Raw genomic sequence first — 16,959 nt, 5'->3', positions numbered from 1 at the left:
CTTGCAGCACAGCCCAGAAACGCCACCAACGTATCCCTTCCCAGCCTATTCAATTGTCAAATAACAGTAGCAACTTTTGCCTTGACTAGAAGCCGACATAAAAGGCATCGTCTCCGATGCCTTGGTGCCGTCCGCGTCGTCTCAGCGTGGAGCGGGTTCTACGCCTGACCAGCCCAGGCTGTCAACGCACGCTCGCAAACTTTCCAACCACCGCAAACCGCCGCTTTTTCGCCTCCCAGACCCTGAACCCCTGGGAAATCCTCGTTTTTTGCAGCGCAACATTTCCGCTATGCCGGCAACGCATGCCGCCCCTATCCCATCTCCGCGAGATAGTCCGATGTGCTTTTAACCCGCGCAAACCCTGCGTTCAGCGTGGTTGAAACAGCCTCGATGATATTTTTTTGCAGAAAATTTTCACTCAAATCCGGCGCGCCTGTCGCGTCGGCGATAAAGTCCACGAAGTAATCGCGGTCATGCGCCGCCCGCGCCGTCGAATCACAACAGAAATTCGTCATATACCCGCAGATCACAACACCATCCGCGCCCAGACTACGCAGAATCGCTTCCAACTCAGTGCCCTCAAAGCTGGAATACCGCCGCTTGATCACATGCAGCCCCCCCGGCACCTGCAAAAGCCCCGGAATATATTCGGCCTCCACGCTGCCTTCGACAAAACTCACAGGCTCCGCCACACCGCCAAAATCAAACATCCGCCCCGCATCCCGCCCGTCGGCCCGATGCACATGCCGTATATAAACCACCGGCCGCCCCGCCGCGCCGAACGCCCGGATCAGCGCGTTGATATTCGCCAGCGACGCGCCGATTCCTGGCACGCATAACGGCGAATCGGCGGCGGCATAAATATTCTGGGCATCAATGACGAGCAGCGCGGTCTGGGTCATAAGTTTCCTCCAAAGGGCATAAGCACCCCTTGGAGGAAACCACGCTTACGCCGCCTCGGCCAGATGCCCCGCGATCACCAGCCCGGCATCGCTGGCGCTCACCTGCACGCTCTCGCCATCCTTCACCGCCCCTTCCAAAATCAGCCCGGCGAGCGGATTTTGCAGGTTGCGCTGGATCACCCGCTTCAGCGGCCTGGCCCCATAAACCGGGTCATACCCCGCCTCCGCCAGCCAATCGCGCGCGCCCTGGTCCAGCGTAATCCTGATATTGCGATCCGCCAGCAGCGCCTCCAGGTGCCGCAGCTGGATGGTCACGATCGTCCCCATATCCGCCCGCTGCAAGCGCCTGAACAGCACAATCTCATCCAGCCGGTTCAAAAACTCCGGCCGGAAATGCTCACGCACGCGCCCCATCACGGCCGCTTCGGCCATGCGCACATCCTCACCCTCATGCTGCGCCGCCAAAATATCCGAGCCGAGGTTAGAGGTCAGCACAATGATGGTATTGCGAAAATCCACCGTCCGCCCTTGCCCATCGGTCAGCCGCCCATCGTCGAGCACCTGGAGCAGAATGTTGAACACATCCTCATGCGCCTTCTCCACCTCATCGAAGAGAATCACCTGATAAGGCCGGCGCCGCACCGCCTCGGTCAGCACACCCCCCTCATCATACCCCACATAGCCAGGTGGCGCGCCGATCAGGCGTGAGACCGCATGCTTCTCCATGAACTCGCTCATATCGAAGCGCACCATCGCCCGCTCATCGTCGAACAGAAACTCCGCCAGCGCCTTGGTCAGCTCGGTCTTGCCCACACCCGTCGGCCCTAGGAACAAAAAGCTCCCAATCGGCCGGCCTGGGTCCTGCAACCCCGCCCTCGCCCGGCGCACGGCGTTGGAGACCGCGACCAGCGCCGTCTCCTGCCCCACCACGCGCTGGCGCAGGCTGTCCTCCATCTTCAACAGCTTGGCCCGCTCGCCTTCCAGCATCTTCTCCACCGGCACCCCGGTCCAGCGCGAAACCACCGCGGCAATTGCCTCCTCGGTCACCGCGTCATCCACCAACCGCTCTTCGCTCTTGGCCGCCAATTGTTTCTCCAGCGCCGGGATCTCCCCATACAAAAGCTCCGAGGCGCGGGCCAAATTCCCCTTGCGCTGCGCCAGCTCCACCTCGTTGCGCGCCTGGTCGAGCTGCTCCTTCAGCTTTTGCGTCTCGGTCAGCTGGTCCTTCTCGGCCTTCCATGCGGTCGTCAGCGCGGCTGACTGCTCCTCCAGATGCGCCAGCTCATGCTCCAGCTTTTCCAGCCGCTCGCGCGAGGCCGGGTCGCTTTCCTTCTTCAGCGCCACCCGCTCGATCTTCAACTGCACCAGCCGCCGGTCCAGCTCATCCAACTCCTCGGGCTTGCTATCCACCTGCATGCGCAGCCGCGAGCCCGCCTCATCCATCAGATCAATCGCCTTGTCAGGCAAAAACCGGTCAGTGATATAGCGGTTGGAAAGCGTGGCCGCCGCCACCAGCGCCGCGTCGGAAATCCGCACCCCATGGTGCAGCTCATATTTCTCCTTAATCCCGCGTAGAATCGAGATCGTATCCTCCACGCTCGGCTCCGCCACAAACACCGGCTGAAACCGCCGCGCCAGTGCGGCATCCTTCTCCACATGCTTGCGATATTCATCGAGCGTGGTCGCCCCCACGCAGTGCAACGCGCCGCGCGCCAGCTCCGGCTTCAGCAGATTGGAAGCATCCATCGCCCCATCGCCCTTGCCAGCACCTATCAGCGTGTGCATCTCGTCGATGAACAAAATCACCTCGCCCTGCGCGCTCTCAATCTCCTTGAGCACCGCCTTCAGCCGCTCCTCGAACTCGCCGCGATATTTCGCCCCGGCCACCAGCGCGCCCAAATCCAGCGCCAGCACGCGCTTGTTGCGCAGGCTCTCGGGCACATCCCCGTTCACAATGCGCAGCGCCAGCCCTTCCACAATCGCGGTCTTGCCCACGCCCGGCTCGCCGATCAGCACCGGGTTGTTCTTCGTCCGCCGCGCCAAAACCTGTATCGTGCGGCGGATCTCCTCATCGCGGCCGATCACCGGGTCCAATTTCTGGTCCCGCGCCAGTTGCGTCACATCGCGGGCATATTTCTTCAGCGCGTCAAACTGCTGCTCCGCCGTGGCGCTATCCACCTTGCGCCCCTTGCGCACCTCGGCCACCACGCGCTCCAGCGCCTGCGCGCTCGCCCCCGCGGCCTTCAGCGCGCGCCCCGCCGGCGTATCGCTCGCCGCCAGCGCAATCAACAGCCTGTCCTGCGCCACGAATTCATCGCCAGCCTTGGTTGCCGCCTGCTGCGCCGCGTCGAGCACACGCACCATATCCGGCGTAATCCCCGGCTGGCCGGCGCCCGCTCCCTGCACCTTGGGAATCTTCGTAACCGCCAGATCCACCGCCTGCTTCGCCGCCTGGGCATCCCCCCCGGCCATGCGGATCAACCCGCTCGCCGCCCCTTCCTCATCATCCAAAAACGCCTTCAACAAATGCTCAGGCGTAATCTGCTGGTTATATTCGCGCATCGCGATCGTCTGCGCCGCCTGCACGAACCCACGCGCCCGCTCGGTGAATTTCTCAAAATCCATAATCTTTTGCTCCTGTCCCTCAAAAGGCAACCGAATCACTGTCCCTCAATAGGCAACAGCAACTTGCCAAATCCATATTGGCACCGCCATGATCCAGCTCAAGAGGGGAGCCCGCCGTTGCACATCGAATCACTCTACCGCTACCCGGTCAAAGGCCTCACGCCCGAGCCCCTGGCCAGCGCCGCTCTCTCCCCCGGCCGCTGCATCCCGTGGGACCGCGCCTTCGCCCTCGCCCAGGGTGACGCGGCGCTAAACCCCGCAACCCCCACCTGGGTCTCCAAAACCAATTTTATGTGCCTGCTGCGCAACGCCAGCATCGCCCTGCTGCAAACAAGCTTCAACGAATCCGCCCGCGAGCTGACCATCACCGCGCCAAACAAACAGACCATCGCCGCCAACCCGCTCACGCCAGAGGGCCGCGCCGCCCTAACCGATTTCCTCACCGCCTGGCTCGGCACAGAGTCCCGCACCGGCCCCCTCGGCCAGCGCCCCGCCTTCCATTATTTCGAATCCCACAGCTTCTGCGACCATCAAACCCAGGTCCTCAGCCTCATCGGCCTCGGCTCGCTCCACGCCCTCGAAACCGCCGCAGGCGCCCCCCGCGATAAACGCCGCTTCCGCGCCAACATCTATATCGAGGAAATCGCCCCCTGGGCCGAATTCTCCTGGCTCGGCAAAACCCTGCAGATCGGCGAGGCCACCCTGCGTGTGCATGAACGCATCGACCGCTGCGCCGCCACCACCGTCAACCCCTGCACCGCCATCCGCGACGCCAACCCCGTGCGCGAACTGCGCGAAAACTTCGGCCATATCGATCTCGGCATATTCGCCGAGGTCATCACCCAGGGCACCATTCGCCCCGGCGACACCATCACCCTGCTCTGACCCGGCCAACGGCCCGGCCAATCCGTCACCGCCACGCGGCGTATTAAATATTATGGCCATTTAAATATTTTTCTTGCCTTGGGAGAATGTTTCTTTCAAGCTGGGAACAACGGCGTGCCTACGGCTGCGCTTATAGCGCGATCGCGGAATTAAACAAAAAAGAGCATGAAAATGCCCAGATTCTGGGCTTTTTTAGGGGAAACAAAAAATGACCCAGGAAAATCCGGGTATAGAGAACCTAGCCGATTCAAGCAGTGATGAAATGTCCTACACCGCGCACGAGCTAAAGCGCGAAACCGGTTGGATGGGCGCCTTCGTCATCGGCCTGGCCGGCACCATTCTGGTCACCGGCATCGCGCCGGTCATGGTCACCACTCTTGGCGCCGCCTGCATCCCCGTCACCGTGGTCATTACCCTCACCGGCTGGCTGCTCTGCCTATTCCTTGCCGAACTCGCGGCCATGATGCCCGAGCGCACCGGCGGCGCCCCCTCCTACGCCTACCCCGCCTTCAAGGACCGCTGGCCCCGCTTCGCCAAACACATCAACGGCGTCACCGCCTGGATGTACTGGCTCGGCTGGTTCCCCGTCGGCCCGCTCAACATGATCCTCGCCTCCTTCTACATAGCCGCCCTCTTCGGCCTCAACACCACCGCCGGCATCAACCCCCTCGGCACCCCCATTGCCTATTGGACTCTGGGCATCTCGGTCGTGGGCATGCTGCTGTTCTTCATCCCCGCCTATCTGGGGATTCGCTTTGGCGCCGGCTTCGCCAAAATCCTCGCCTTCCTCTCCATGGTGCCGCTCACCTTCATCGCGGTCGCCTGGATTTTCTCCCCCTCCGTGGTCCACCTCAGCGAACTCTCCGGCTTCAAACACCTCGACGGCACCGGCTTCTTCACCCCCATGAGCGGCTACAACTGGCTCACCGTCTACATCGGCTACTCGTTCCTCCTCACCTGGAACGTGATCGCGATGGAAGCCGCCGCCTGCTACATCGGCGAATGCGCCGACCCCGCCCGCGACGCCAAGATCGCCCTGAACCTTGAGGGCGGCTACGGCGTCTTCATCTACACCCTGGTGCCCATCGCCTTCGTCGTCGTGCTCGGCGCCAAGGCCCTTTCCAACTCCGCCCTGGCCGACCCCAAGGCCATCTTCGTGACCTTCGCGAGCAAGCTCTTCCCCGGTATCGGCGGCGCGCTGGACTGGCTGATCGCCGGCATGCTCATTGTCGCCCTGGCGCTCTCGGCCCTCAATGCCATCATGGGCTCCGGGCGCGCCCTCTATCAAATGGCGCTGGACGGCGAATTCCCCCGCTTCTTCCAGAAACTCAACAAACACGGCGTCCCCGCCAACGCGATGGGCTTCAACGTCTTCTGCTCGCTCATCGTGGTCTTCATGGGCGGCGCGGTGCAAATTTACACCTTCTCCAACGTCGGCTACACCGCCTCCTTCATCCCCGTCCTCATCGGCTATTTCATCCTCCGGCAAGACAAAAAAGACGCCAAACGCCCCTTCAAACTGCCCGAATTCATGAAATGGGTCGCCCTCGCCATGGCCGCCTTCTATTTCGTCATCTGGTCATACGGCGGCTACATCTACTCGGCCATGGGCGGTGCGCGCCTCTACTACTGGCTGGGCTGGGCCACCCTCTTCGCCTACCTGCCCTTCTACTGGTACCGCACCTACATCGAAAACCCCCGCGTCAAAGCCTCGCAAGGCATCTACATAGCCGCCGGTGACTAACATCCTCCTGGCCTCCGAAGGCAGACCCTTCAGCAAAGCCGCCATTGCGCATGCCAGCGCAATGGCGGGCCCCACCGGAAAAATCCACATCATCTCAATCGCCCGCATCTGGGGCGTCTCGCTGGGCTTCCCCAACCCCTGGCTGCTACCCTCGAAACAGGAATGGGCCCAGCAACGCACCCATATCGCGGACACCATCGCCGCGCTGAACCGCCTCGGCCATGACGCCACCGGCGTCGTCGCCGCCACCCGCAACCCATCCAAGCGCATCAACGCCGAAGCCGCCCGCCTCAACTGCAACGTCATCGTCATGGGCTCAGACCCGCGCCGTCACTGGCTCCTCACAGATCTCTACTGGTCGCAAGAACCCTACCGCGTCAAAAAACGCGCCAAACTCCCGGTCGAACTGGTCATCGGCCCGCAACCGCCAAACGGATAGGCGCCACCGGCGCCGCCCGCTACCCCCGCGGCCGGATCAGCGGTGCAATCTGGCTCAAGTAATCCTTCTTGCCGATGCTCACCCCGTTGTGCCGCAAAATGTCATAGGCCGTCACCACATGAAAATAGAAATTCGGCAGCGCCCAGGCCTGCAACAGCTGCACCCCGTCCATCGCGATCACCAGATCGCCGGGCAGCTCGATGGTAATCGCCCGCGTCTCCGCCCCCTCGAACGCCGCCGCATCCACACCCTTTAAAAACGCGATGGCCGCGGCAATACCCGCCTGCAAATCCTCCATGCCCGCCTCGGTGAAGCCAAAGGCCGGCACCGCCTGCCCGGTCAGCCGCAACACGCAGCTCCTGGCATGCTCGCAGGCAATCTGCACCTGCTGCTTCAGGGTGAACATATCGGGCGCCAGCCGTGCATTCGCCAAATCCAGGCTGTTCTCCCGCCCATGCGCCGCGCCCTTGCCGAGAATCCCCGACAAGCTCTCCAGCACCGGCACAAAACTGCCCACAGACATGCCATACATCGAAATCGTCATTCCTCAGGCTCCCACTTCTCTGTCTTATATACAGCCGCACGCATCAGCCCGGCGGCTCAACCTACGCCGAACCGCCGGCCCTGCAACCTACCCGTAACGCGCTTGCCAAGCCCGCCGATCCACGCCACATCCGCCAGCCGCCGGTCCAGAAACCATAGCACGGCCTCCTCATCGCCCGAGCGGTCATTCACCCAATACAGCATCGTCGCGGCCAACACCGCCGCGAGCAGCCCCCGCTTGGTGTACCAGTTGAAATCCGCCGATTTATCTCCCGCCGCATGCCACACCGCATCTGCCATACCGGCATTGATCCGCAGCCCCCGGAACAAATTCCCCGGCAGACTCAACCAGGAGAGCGCGCGCCGCACCGCCTCCTTGTTCCCCGCATTCTGCTCAAACCATATGGTGACAATCGCCCGCACCCGCCCCGGCGTGCGATACGCCGCCAGGTCGGCCAGCGCCGCCTCCGTCTCCAGGCGCGCAAAGCTCCGGGCAAAAAACGCCTCGATCATCTCCCCTGCCCCGCCTGGAAACAACACCGCCGCATCCTCCGGCGCCCGCCCCGCATCCTCCAGGGCGCGGGCCAGCGCGGTCACGTTCCAGCCGTCAAACGCCGCATGTCCCGGCAGCGCGTCCAGCACCGCCGCCATCTCCTCATCAATCTGCATCACAAAACCTCCTCGGGAAGCGGCACCGGATTCCGGTCCATTTCCTCATTAAAGCCAAAATACCGGAAGTCGCGCATCCGCATCGGGTACATCACCCCGTCCAGATGATCCGCCTCATGCTGCACCACCCGCGCCGCAAATCCCTCCAGCACCACATCCATCGCCTCACCCTCAACCCCCAGCCCGCGCAGCCTCACCTGCCTGTAGCGCGGCACCGCCGCCCGCAGCCCGGGAATGGAGAGACACCCCTCCCACCCCAGCTCGATCGCCTCGTCCAGCGGGGTCACCACCGGGTTGAACACCGCCGTCAGCGGCATCGCGCCCCCGCCCTCCGCGCGCGCCTCCGGCACATAAAAAATAAACAGCCGCACGCCCGCGAACACCTGCGGCGCTGCCAGCCCCACGCCCCCGGCATCCTTCAGTGTCGCCACCATATCCGCGAGCAGCCGCCGCACCTCCGGCGCGCCCACGTCCTCAATCTCCGCCGCGCGGTCCAACAACACAGGATGCCCCATCCGGGCTATTTTCAAAATCGCCATGGCTGCATAAATGGTCTAGCAGAAATGATTTGGCTACCGGCAAATCTATGCTATAGCCGCCCCAATCTTCGCGGACACGGCCATCCCGGCCGCGTTTCGCCGTTTATTTTGGGCGTTTTTTAGGAGTTTTCGGCCAAGTGCAAGTTCTCGTTCGTGACAATAACGTCGACCAGGCGCTGAAGGCGCTCAAAAAGAAGCTTCAGCGTGAAGGCGTGTTCCGCGAGATGAAACTCCGCCGCCATTATGAAAAGCCCTCCGAGCGCCGCGCCCGCGAAGCCGCCGAGGCCGTCCGCCGCGCCCGCAAGATGGAGCGCAAGCGTATCGAGCGCGAAGGCTTCTAATCTCTCCCTCCAGGGACCATCGCCCTAAAAAACGCCGGATATCAGCGCCTCAAGCGCCGGTTTCCGGCGTTTTGATTTCCCGGCTTTGAGCTCCAGGCTCCGCCGCGCCGCCATCCTCGCGCTGACCACCCTCACGGGTTGCGTCACCATGCCCCAGATTGACCCCGACCTCGCCTGCGACATCCCGACCGCCAACGAGGCTCAAGCCCTCACCATCATGCGCGCGGAGAGCATAAAGCTCACTAACACCCCCTTCGTGCCCGGCAACAGCGTCCACCTGCTCGAAAACGGCCCCACCACCTACGCCGCCATGCAATCCGCCATCAGCGGCGCCAAACAGCGCATCGACCTGGAAAGCTATGAGTTCGACGGCCCCATCGCCGTTGAATTCGCCCAACTACTTATCGCCGAACACGCCCTGGGCATACAAGTCGACCTCATCTACGACGCCTACGGCACCAACGCCCCACCCGGCCTCTTTGACGATCTGCGCCGCAACGGCGTGAACGTCCTGACCTACAGCCCCCTCACCCCGGCCTCGATGCTCACCATGGACATCAACCGCCGCGACCACCGCAAACTCCTGATCATCGACGGCGCCATCGCCTTCACCGGCGGCATCAACATCGCCCAGGTCTACGAAAACCACGCCTACAAAAACCACCGCTACGCCGCCCCCGCCTCCTCAGACCCCGCCAAAATGCCCTGGCGCGATACCGATGTAGAGGTCACCGGCCCCGTGGTCAGCGTTTTCGAACAGCTCTTCATGCAAACCTGGACCGAACAAAAAGGCCCGCCCATCCCCGCCCCACCGCCCACCAGCACCGCCCCGCAGGGCGATTCCACCGTGCAGGCGCTCGACGGCTCCCCAAAAGACTCCCACCCCGCCATCTACAAAACCCTGCTCACGGCCATCGCCGCGGCGCGCAAATCCATCCACCTCACCACCGGCTTCTTCGCCCCGCCGCCAGACCTGCTGAACGCCCTGCAATGCGCCGCCCGCCGCGGCGTCGACGTGCGCATCATCGTCCCCAGCACCAGCACAAGCGATTCATCCATCGCCGCCGGCCGCGCGAATTATGGCGATTTACTGGAGGCCGGCGTGCACATCTACGAACGCCACGGCGCCGTGCTACACGCCAAAACCGCGGTGATTGACGGCGCCTGGTCCCTCGTCGGCTCCGCCAACCTCGACTGGCGCAGCGTCGTTTTCAACAACGAGATCGACGCAGTCGTCCTCGGCCAAACCTTTGGCGCCGAAATGGAAACCCAGTTCCGCAAGGACACCGCCGCCTCAACCGAAATCACCCTAACCAACTGGCGCCGCCGCAGCCTCAACGAACGGCTGAACGAATTCCGCGCCCGCCTGATCGAATTTATGCTCTAAAGTCTGATCGTTTGAGGCTGACGCGTGTCAACACGAAACAATCACACCCGCTAAAGCGTAAGCGCCTCAATCTGCTGCTTGATCTTCACGACCTTCGCCGCCTCGGCCTCGGCCCGCTGCAGCAATTTGCCCGCCAGCGGCGTGCCGTAAGTCCGCAGCGCTTCCGCCGCCCGCTTCTGCGCCAGCACAAGTGCTGCCTGCAAGCGTTTGAGTTCCACGGCCTGGTCTGTTGTCATTTCAGAGTTTGTCATCCCACCACCATGCCACGCGCCGCCCCCCGGCGCCACCACCTGGCATTTCACCCCAGCCGCCTGCGCAAAAACACCCGCCGGTTGCCCGCCGGATAATCCGCCAACTCACCAAAACTCTCATACCCATGGCGCAAATAAAACGGCAGCGCCGCCGGATTCATCGTATCCAGCCAAACCCCGCCACACCCGCGCGCCACAGCCTCAACCTCGGCCGCGGCCAGCAACTCGCCCCCCAGCCCCCGCCCCCGCAACGCCTCCGGCACAAACAACAACTCTATAAACAACCAGCCATGCCCGCTGCGCCCCCAAAGCCCGCCCCGCAACGCATCGCGCGCGTCATGCAGCAGCACAGCCAGCGGACAGGACTCCGCAGGCCCCAGCAGATGCTCATGAAACTCCACCAACCCCGCCACCAACGCGGCCCGGGCCTGCGGGTCCGGCGCCGCCGTCACACTCATCCGCAACCCGTCCACAATCACCCCGCCATCGCCTCATCCAGCCCCACAAACCGCACACCCGCCGCCCGCAACGCCACCAACCCGGCGGCAATCCCCGCCCCGCTGACCCGGCGCGGCTGGTTGATATGCCCCTCCGTCACATCCCCATCCTCGGCCGCCTCAAGCCGCCGCGCCACCATCTCCGGCGGCAAGGAAGCTCCCTGGTCGGCATTCAACGAATAGCCCGCCACCTTAAACCCCAACGCCTCAATCACCGGAATCGCCGCCGGACTATAAAGCCCCGCCGCCCCCCGATACCACCGCGGCTGCCGGCCGGTCGCCTTCGCCACCGCCGCCGCCCCGTCCAGAACCTCTGCACGGATCGCCTCCACCGTTCCGGCAGGCGCCAGACCATACACCAGCGCATCCCCCAACACCGGCGGCAGATGCCGCGCCCCATGGTTCTCCAGCGTAAAAATATCCGGCCGCGCCAAAAAATACGCCAACCCATCGGGGTTCCAGCGCATCCAGATCGCCGTCACAAAAATCGTGACGGGAATCCCCTTCGCCACCAGCACATCGGCAATCCGCGGATCAAACCGCCCCGGGCACGCATCCAGCGTCACCGCCACAGTACGCCCGCCGCCCGTGCCCTTCACCCGCAAACCAGGCTCCACCACCCCCGGCGGCCGCCCGCCCGCCGCCGCCCCGCGCGCCATCGTCAACGCCAGCCCCCCGGCACAAAAAACCCGCCGCGAAACCACACCGCAAAATTCACACATCAAAAAATACCCGTGTTGCTCATAGCCAGCCATCGGCCGGTGAGTTGTGGCCTGGAATATAAAGTGGCGGAGAGGGTGTCCGCCCAACTCAATAAAAATCTGTTATTTTTCAATAATATACAGTTAATCAAATTTTTTCTACCCACAAAATGACCCACAACATGCTAACATTACGATAAAGAACTATAATATACCCAGTATTTAAGCTAATCTTTACCAATTCGAAGATAAGCGTCAAGAAAAAGCCAACCATTTCATCCGTCTAACCAATGAAGATGTTTTAATATTTTTCAATTAGTTATAAATTTTTTAGCCCATTTTGACCCAACAATTGACCCACAGCCAAATCACATTACGTTATTGTGTCATGGCACTGTGACCATTTATTTAAAATCCCGCCGGGGTGAAAATTGTCCGATTAATGACCTCTTCAACAGTGGAACACCGGCCGACGCCGCAGCCCCGCAAGTGCCGAAATAAACGCTGAATAGACTGTCCAGAACGGATGCTACACCCTCCCGGAAGCGTTCACCGATTTGTGAGATGGTTCCGCCCCCTTGGGAGCCCAATGCATCCGGTCAACCCAGCCTAAGAATGGGGATGGGCGTAGCCAAAGACCAATCGCTCATTCCCGCCAACTTCTTCATAAATCCGGCATACCAACTATTGGACAACTCCTGCGGTTACGGTAATCTTGCACAGTTCCTTATATGAGGGCTGTCGATGTTTATTTGGAGATGTTTAGCAGCGTGACAATTTTACAGGAATTATCCACCGACATTAGACATGACAAGCCCTGGTTTTACTTCGACATAGATTACTATATAAATCAATGCCTTAGAGAAGGTCTGATGCCGACAGTAAGCTCAAAGGAAGCTTACTTGGAGCATTACCTGACCGTAGGCTCACGAGCATGCCTTTCGCCAAACTCATTGTTTGATGAAAATTATTACATTTCAAAGTACCCTGATGTCGCTCGGCAAATACAATTGGGCCATTGGTCTAGTGGGTTTGAGCATTACGCAATTATTGGTGCGCTTACAGATCTAAGCCCTACTTGGTTTTTCGATGGTGAGTTTTATAAGAACAACTGCCCCGATCTAAACGAGGAAAATTTGCGCTTTGGCGGCTTTAACGACCGCTATTCTCATTACCTATTAGTGGGCATTGGAGAGCGCCGGGCGCCACACTGGACTGTTCGTTTTGCAAGCAGGCTACATAGCAAACCTGATTTTCCATTAAGCCAAGACGATCTGAAAGTCTTTCTTTTAGATGACGACCGCGTTGGAGCTTTTTTCAAGCCACTACTTGACTATGGGTGGATGAAGGAAAAATATGATTGGGGCCGGACAGTAACGCCGAGCAATTTTATCAAATATTATTTACTCAATGTTAAAGCTCAACAGCTCTCGCCATCAGCTTATTTTGATGAAAAATATTATCTGCAAAACGAACCAGAAGTTCAGGCTGCAGTAGCTGCAGGGATTTTTTCTGGGGGTTATGAGCACTTCATCCTACATGGTATGAACGAGTGGCGTCGTCCCTTCGAGGGATTTGATCCACATTATTATTTTTATACCAATATGAAAGCCGCGACTGAAGTAGCCACACCTCAATCGCCATTTTTCCATTTTCTGAGCCATCGTCAAAATCGCCGGTTATCGATAGCTCCCCCGCTTGCGGCCTTGGATATTCAGGAGAATATGGGGAAGGGAATTTATGAGAGGCGTTGTACGCTTAATGCCAATCAATTGGGTGTCCTGAAATTTACGCCTGAAGGCCAGAAACCTGATGTTTCTATTATCATTATTGCCCGCGAAAACTATGAACAGACTGCAAATTGCATAATTTCCGCCGTATACAGCTCGCAGGCCAGCCTGGAAATTATTGTATTTGATAACGCATCCGTCGATGAAACGAGAAATCTTCCAACCATCAATCCGCAAATCAAATATTTGCGGGCGGATGAGAATCTCGGCTTCACAATTGCCGTTAATCGTGCCGCGGAAATTGCCACGGGGCGGATCATTTTATTGTTGAACAATGACCTGGAGCTCACGCCTCGCGCAATAGACCTGGCCGTTGAAACGCTGGATGCCGATTCCAGCATCGGGGCCGTCGGGGCAAAAATTATCCGCATGCACGGCCGCCTGCAGGAGGGAGGCTCAATCGTATGGCGAGACGGAACCTGCCTTGGCTATGGCCGCGATAGAGACCCGCTCGATGGCCAGGTCAATTTTGCTTATGATGTGGATTTTTGTTCCGGGTGCTTTCTTGCCATTCCTCGTTCAGACTGGGAAGAGATGGGCAGGTTCGACGAAGCGTATGCGCCGGCCTATTATGAGGAAACAGACTTTTGCCTACGTGTCTGGGAGCGCGGGAAGCGCGTGGTTTATGACCCGCGCATCGTCGTGTGGCACTATGAGTTCGGCTCATCGGCGCTTCGGGAGGAACCACTGGCGCTCATGCGCCGGAACCAGCGCTATTTCGCTAAAAAGCACCGCGCGTTTTTGGACGATTGCTTGCCAGCATCGGTTGCGAATATCGAGCGGGCCAAGGTCCGGCACGTCTCTGGCCGGCGCACCTTGTTTATCGAGGATATGATCCCGGACCCGACCAAAGGCATGGGCTTTGTGCGATCCGCCAAGGTTGCTGAAATCCTTCAGGACGAGTGCGGCCTGGTGTCCATTTTGGGGCTGCATAATAATAAGTGGCCGTCGTATTTTCCCGGCGGCGAACACGCGCGGCGCCAGGAAATTTTGACAAATGTAAATGTCACAAACATCGAAGCGTTTTTGGCGGAACGGGTCGGCGTGTATGACACGATCTGGCTCTCCCGCACGCATAATTTATCATATCTGAAAAACTGGCGGCAGGCTTGCCCCGAGTTTTTCGCGAAAACGCAGATCATTCTGGACACCGAGGCGATCGCGGCAAGCCGCCGCTTTGCCTACGCGCAACTTGTTGGGCAACCGGCGGATTTGTCTGATTTGCTGCTTGAGGAGATGGAGCATCTGGACGGGGTTGACCATATTTGCGTGGTTAATGAGCTGGACCGGGACACGCTGCGCCATAGCTTTAAGGAGCGCGGGCTGCGGATTCCGGTGTCCATTCTTGGCCATGCGCTCCCCGTTCAGCCAAAGCCCGCCCCCTTCAAAAGCCGGACTGATATTGTTCTGGTTGGGTCCTATGCCCAAAAGGACGGCCCGAACGCTGATGGCCTGCTCTGGTTTGACCGTGCGGTCCGCCCTCTTCTCTCAGACCTGCCGGGCGTGAATTTTGTGATTGCGGGGAGCAAGGCGGCGGCGTTCGTGAAATCCGCCGGTTTGTTGCATCACTATAAGGTTATCAGCGACCCGCCGGACATGACCACCGTATACAATAATGCGCTCATCATGGTGGCGCCGACGCGCTTTGCCGCCGGGGTGCCTATGAAGGTGCATGAGGCCGCCAGCCATGGCGTGCCTGTGGTGATGACTGATCTGCTGGCCCGCCAGCTTGGCTGGTTACAGGAGGAAATCGCGGCAACGCCGGCGGAGCCGGAGCCGATGGCGGCGGCTATTCGCAACCTGGCGGCCAGCGCAAAAGCCTGGCGGGCGAACCAAGGGTTGCAGACCAGGCTGATAGAGCGTGATTGCAACCTGGAAGGGTTTGGGGCATTAATCCGCCGGATTATTGCCGATCCAAAGGCCGAAACATCCAATGTTGCCGGTTTTGAACATGCTTAAGGAGTGAGCCTGATGGAAGTTAACCAGATAAAAGAGCGGGACGTTGCGGCGCCCGGCGGTGTTTACCGGTTTGGCAACGGGCTGAATGGTAATGAATATTTAACACGCGGCTGGGGCGAGCCGGAAAAAGGTTTTGTGTGGAGCGAGGGCAAGGCCGGGGTGGTAACATTGCCGGGGGTGCCGGGCCGGTGTTCCCTGGCGATCAGCCTGTGGGGATATGTTCCCGCGGGCAGCCCCGCGCAAGAAGTGCTGATTTTTGTGAACGGCAAGCTCAAGACATTCCGCGTGGTGCATGAGAAAACCATTATCGGCATCGAGGATGTTTCATCCGGGGCGGAGGATATGGAAATTCAGTTCTATATTCCACAGGCGGTTTCACCCAAGCAGGCCGAACGGACAAATGACGCTCGTGTTCTGGGGGTTGCTTTGGTTGCGATCGTGGCTGAGCAGATTTAGGAGCGAAACCTCTATTGAAAATTGTTTGGTAAATCTCGCCCAAACAACGTTTCAATTTCATTATCAACTATACAAATAAATATTTTGATTCCGTATTAAATTTTTCTATTGTGATCCCATAAAAAATTTTAGATTCACAACGGGGCGGCGGCTTATTTTTCGTGAAGCCCCCAAAATGATTGCGATCTCCAAAATTAGATTTATTTTTGACCGTTACAAGTAAAAATTTTTTCTTAAACTATTTGGCCCACGCTCGCTCTAAAAGAATCTCAGAAAATCGAATAATATACTCATGAATTCCTTCGAACGAATCTTCTTCAGCCAAGCTGGAATAAATGTCAGGTCTATGGAATCTATTATAAAAGTTCTCTGTCGACGACATCGCAATGTTTTCCCACTCAAGGCTTTTTAATGCTCTTCGTGTGTATTCTTTTCCTGTGAAGACATGATGATAAATCAAATTATCATGTCCTAACTGAGCTAATTTTTTGGGCGAAAACGGACCTTCATAAAGGCTTTTGGCAGTATATACGATTCTACCTAAGGAATTCATATCCGCTATTTTAAACCCAGCCTCGAACAGTTTGGTTGCCGTAAACCCTTCATCGTTGGGCCAGAAATATTCAGATAATTTTTCCTCATTTTCTGATGTCATAAAGTATTTTTTTGTTAAATTTTGTCGCTCGCAAAGAAGATATCGAACTGCCTCACGGGAAAGTCTCATAAACGAATAAGAGCACCCGTAAACGTTATCGTGAAATTTCTTCATCGCATTGAAATTATGTCCCCAGGATGAATCTCTTGGACCATATAAAAGTGCAAGAAAATCGATTTCTGGCTTTGCTGCCAATGGCTCAAAAAAATCAGAAAGGTTTTCAAAGTTTATCAGTATGTCTGGTTCTATTATCCAAAATAATGTTGCTTCATGGAAATATTTCAAAGCATTATAAAAAATATAATCACCACAGCGCCAAAACACATTTGAGCAGTCAGTAAATATCCCCAAATCTGTAATAGCTTCAATGGTATGACTTACTTTATGAAACCGCTGCGGTATCTCGACAGTTTTTTCCCGTTCATCAACCACGAAACAGACGTCGCATTTTGTTTGAAGAATTATTTTATCCGCCAGACTTCCAAGATAATCATCATAATAATGAGTCCGAAAAAGGACTATCGTATCGCCCATACCTGTAGCTCCACACATAATTTCTCTAGAAAAAAACATCTA

At 58.3% G+C, this 16,959-nt stretch carries 16 protein-coding genes; 7 read left to right on the top strand and 9 right to left on the bottom strand.

Annotated features, from left to right (window positions below; translation table 11 throughout):
• Nucleotides 1–311: 311 nt before the first annotated feature.
• Together QQJ84_RS12725 and clpB are read right to left on the bottom strand one after the other, a co-directional pair.
• On the bottom strand, nucleotides 312–902 hold the full coding sequence (locus QQJ84_RS12725) for a cysteine hydrolase family protein (protein WP_284258598.1): 591 nt from the start codon (nucleotides 900–902) through the stop codon (nucleotides 312–314).
• Nucleotides 903–947: 45 nt separating this feature from the next.
• Nucleotides 948–3,527, bottom strand: coding sequence for an ATP-dependent chaperone ClpB (gene clpB / locus QQJ84_RS12720; RefSeq protein ID WP_284258596.1), 2,580 nt, complete (start codon nucleotides 3,525–3,527; stop codon nucleotides 948–950).
• 117 nt (nucleotides 3,528–3,644) lie between these two features.
• Here clpB and QQJ84_RS12715 point away from each other — a divergent pair, with 117 nt between their 5' ends.
• From QQJ84_RS12715 to QQJ84_RS12705, 3 genes are all read left to right on the top strand, one after another.
• Entirely contained in the window at nucleotides 3,645–4,412 is a 768-nt protein-coding gene (locus tag QQJ84_RS12715; RefSeq protein WP_284258595.1) for an MOSC domain-containing protein, read from the top strand.
• A gap of 208 nt (nucleotides 4,413–4,620) precedes the next feature.
• Nucleotides 4,621–6,156 (top strand): APC family permease, encoded by a 1,536-nt coding sequence (locus tag QQJ84_RS12710; protein WP_284258594.1) that lies wholly within the window; start codon nucleotides 4,621–4,623, stop codon nucleotides 6,154–6,156.
• Complete coding sequence (locus QQJ84_RS12705) at nucleotides 6,149–6,595, top strand: universal stress protein (protein WP_284258593.1); 447 nt, start codon at nucleotides 6,149–6,151, stop codon at nucleotides 6,593–6,595. Before QQJ84_RS12710 ends, QQJ84_RS12705 begins: the two co-directional genes overlap by 8 nt.
• Nucleotides 6,596–6,614: 19 nt before the next feature.
• On the opposite strand, the gene QQJ84_RS12700 is transcribed toward QQJ84_RS12705, so the two are convergent.
• The 3 genes from QQJ84_RS12700 to QQJ84_RS12690 are packed head-to-tail and all read right to left on the bottom strand — an operon-like array spanning nucleotide 6,615 to nucleotide 8,346.
• Nucleotides 6,615–7,139, bottom strand: coding sequence for a DUF1993 domain-containing protein (locus tag QQJ84_RS12700; protein WP_284258592.1), 525 nt, complete (start codon nucleotides 7,137–7,139; stop codon nucleotides 6,615–6,617).
• Nucleotides 7,140–7,195: 56 nt separating this feature from the next.
• Nucleotides 7,196–7,807 carry a COQ9 family protein gene (locus tag QQJ84_RS12695; RefSeq protein ID WP_284258590.1) on the bottom strand — a complete coding sequence of 204 codons (612 nt, stop codon included), beginning with the start codon at nucleotides 7,805–7,807 and terminating at the stop codon, nucleotides 7,196–7,198.
• The gene (locus tag QQJ84_RS12690; protein WP_284258589.1) at nucleotides 7,807–8,346 is read right to left on the bottom strand and encodes a peptide deformylase; all 540 of its coding nucleotides are present in this window, start codon (nucleotides 8,344–8,346) and stop codon (nucleotides 7,807–7,809) included. The genes QQJ84_RS12695 and QQJ84_RS12690 overlap by 1 nt, the downstream gene beginning before the upstream one ends.
• A 137-nt stretch (nucleotides 8,347–8,483) precedes the next feature.
• Here QQJ84_RS12690 and rpsU point away from each other — a divergent pair, with 137 nt between their 5' ends.
• Nucleotides 8,484–8,687 carry a 30S ribosomal protein S21 gene (rpsU, locus tag QQJ84_RS12685; RefSeq protein WP_007421557.1) on the top strand — a complete coding sequence of 68 codons (204 nt, stop codon included), beginning with the start codon at nucleotides 8,484–8,486 and terminating at the stop codon, nucleotides 8,685–8,687.
• Nucleotides 8,688–8,772: 85 nt separating this feature from the next.
• Nucleotides 8,773–10,074 (top strand): phospholipase D-like domain-containing protein, encoded by a 1,302-nt coding sequence (locus QQJ84_RS12680; RefSeq protein WP_284258583.1) that lies wholly within the window; start codon nucleotides 8,773–8,775, stop codon nucleotides 10,072–10,074.
• 50 nt (nucleotides 10,075–10,124) lie between these two features.
• Here the strand turns inward: QQJ84_RS12680 and QQJ84_RS12675 are convergent, their stop codons facing one another.
• The 3 genes from QQJ84_RS12675 to QQJ84_RS12665 form a co-directional block, all read right to left on the bottom strand.
• Nucleotides 10,125–10,310: a hypothetical protein gene (locus tag QQJ84_RS12675; RefSeq protein WP_284258582.1), complete on the bottom strand. Its 186-nt coding sequence runs from the start codon at nucleotides 10,308–10,310 to the stop codon at nucleotides 10,125–10,127.
• A 62-nt stretch (nucleotides 10,311–10,372) separates the two neighbouring features.
• The gene (locus QQJ84_RS12670; RefSeq protein WP_284258581.1) at nucleotides 10,373–10,783 is read right to left on the bottom strand and encodes a GNAT family N-acetyltransferase; all 411 of its coding nucleotides are present in this window, start codon (nucleotides 10,781–10,783) and stop codon (nucleotides 10,373–10,375) included.
• A 17-nt stretch (nucleotides 10,784–10,800) separates the two neighbouring features.
• Nucleotides 10,801–11,544: a polysaccharide deacetylase family protein gene (locus QQJ84_RS12665; protein WP_284258580.1), complete on the bottom strand. Its 744-nt coding sequence runs from the start codon at nucleotides 11,542–11,544 to the stop codon at nucleotides 10,801–10,803.
• 881 nt (nucleotides 11,545–12,425) lie between these two features.
• Between QQJ84_RS12665 and QQJ84_RS12660 the strand changes: the two genes are divergently transcribed.
• Entirely contained in the window at nucleotides 12,426–15,272 is a 2,847-nt protein-coding gene (locus QQJ84_RS12660) for a glycosyltransferase (protein ID WP_284258579.1), read from the top strand.
• Between the two features lie 12 nt (nucleotides 15,273–15,284).
• Nucleotides 15,285–15,728 carry a hypothetical protein gene (locus QQJ84_RS12655; RefSeq protein ID WP_284258578.1) on the top strand — a complete coding sequence of 148 codons (444 nt, stop codon included), beginning with the start codon at nucleotides 15,285–15,287 and terminating at the stop codon, nucleotides 15,726–15,728.
• 238 nt (nucleotides 15,729–15,966) lie between these two features.
• Here QQJ84_RS12655 and QQJ84_RS12650 read toward each other — a convergent pair whose 3' ends face one another.
• Nucleotides 15,967–16,917: a hypothetical protein gene (locus QQJ84_RS12650; RefSeq protein ID WP_284258577.1), complete on the bottom strand. Its 951-nt coding sequence runs from the start codon at nucleotides 16,915–16,917 to the stop codon at nucleotides 15,967–15,969.
• Nucleotides 16,918–16,959 lie beyond the last annotated feature (42 nt).

Origin of the sequence: Acidocella aquatica (assembly GCF_030160635.1) — a bacterium.
In the GTDB taxonomy this organism is placed as follows: Bacteria; Pseudomonadota; Alphaproteobacteria; order Acetobacterales; family Acetobacteraceae; genus Acidocella; species Acidocella aquatica.
Note: the sequence above shows the minus strand (reverse complement) of the source record. Positions and strands in the feature narration are given on the sequence as shown.

Coding starts and splice junctions, on each gene's coding strand:
- QQJ84_RS12700 (WP_284258592.1), bottom strand. CDS start 7,139: ATGACGATTTCGATGTATGGCATGTCTGTGGGCAGTTTTGTGCCGGTG.
- clpB (WP_284258596.1), bottom strand. CDS start 3,527: ATGGATTTTGAGAAATTCACCGAGCGGGCGCGTGGGTTCGTGCAGGCG.
- QQJ84_RS12650 (WP_284258577.1), bottom strand. CDS start 16,917: ATGGGCGATACGATAGTCCTTTTTCGGACTCATTATTATGATGATTAT.
- QQJ84_RS12710 (WP_284258594.1), top strand. CDS start 4,621: ATGACCCAGGAAAATCCGGGTATAGAGAACCTAGCCGATTCAAGCAGT.
- QQJ84_RS12670 (WP_284258581.1), bottom strand. CDS start 10,783: ATGAGTGTGACGGCGGCGCCGGACCCGCAGGCCCGGGCCGCGTTGGTG.
- QQJ84_RS12725 (WP_284258598.1), bottom strand. CDS start 902: ATGACCCAGACCGCGCTGCTCGTCATTGATGCCCAGAATATTTATGCC.
- QQJ84_RS12675 (WP_284258582.1), bottom strand. CDS start 10,310: ATGACAACAGACCAGGCCGTGGAACTCAAACGCTTGCAGGCAGCACTT.
- QQJ84_RS12690 (WP_284258589.1), bottom strand. CDS start 8,346: ATGGCGATTTTGAAAATAGCCCGGATGGGGCATCCTGTGTTGTTGGAC.
- QQJ84_RS12655 (WP_284258578.1), top strand. CDS start 15,285: ATGGAAGTTAACCAGATAAAAGAGCGGGACGTTGCGGCGCCCGGCGGT.
- QQJ84_RS12665 (WP_284258580.1), bottom strand. CDS start 11,544: ATGTGTGAATTTTGCGGTGTGGTTTCGCGGCGGGTTTTTTGTGCCGGG.
- QQJ84_RS12695 (WP_284258590.1), bottom strand. CDS start 7,807: ATGCAGATTGATGAGGAGATGGCGGCGGTGCTGGACGCGCTGCCGGGA.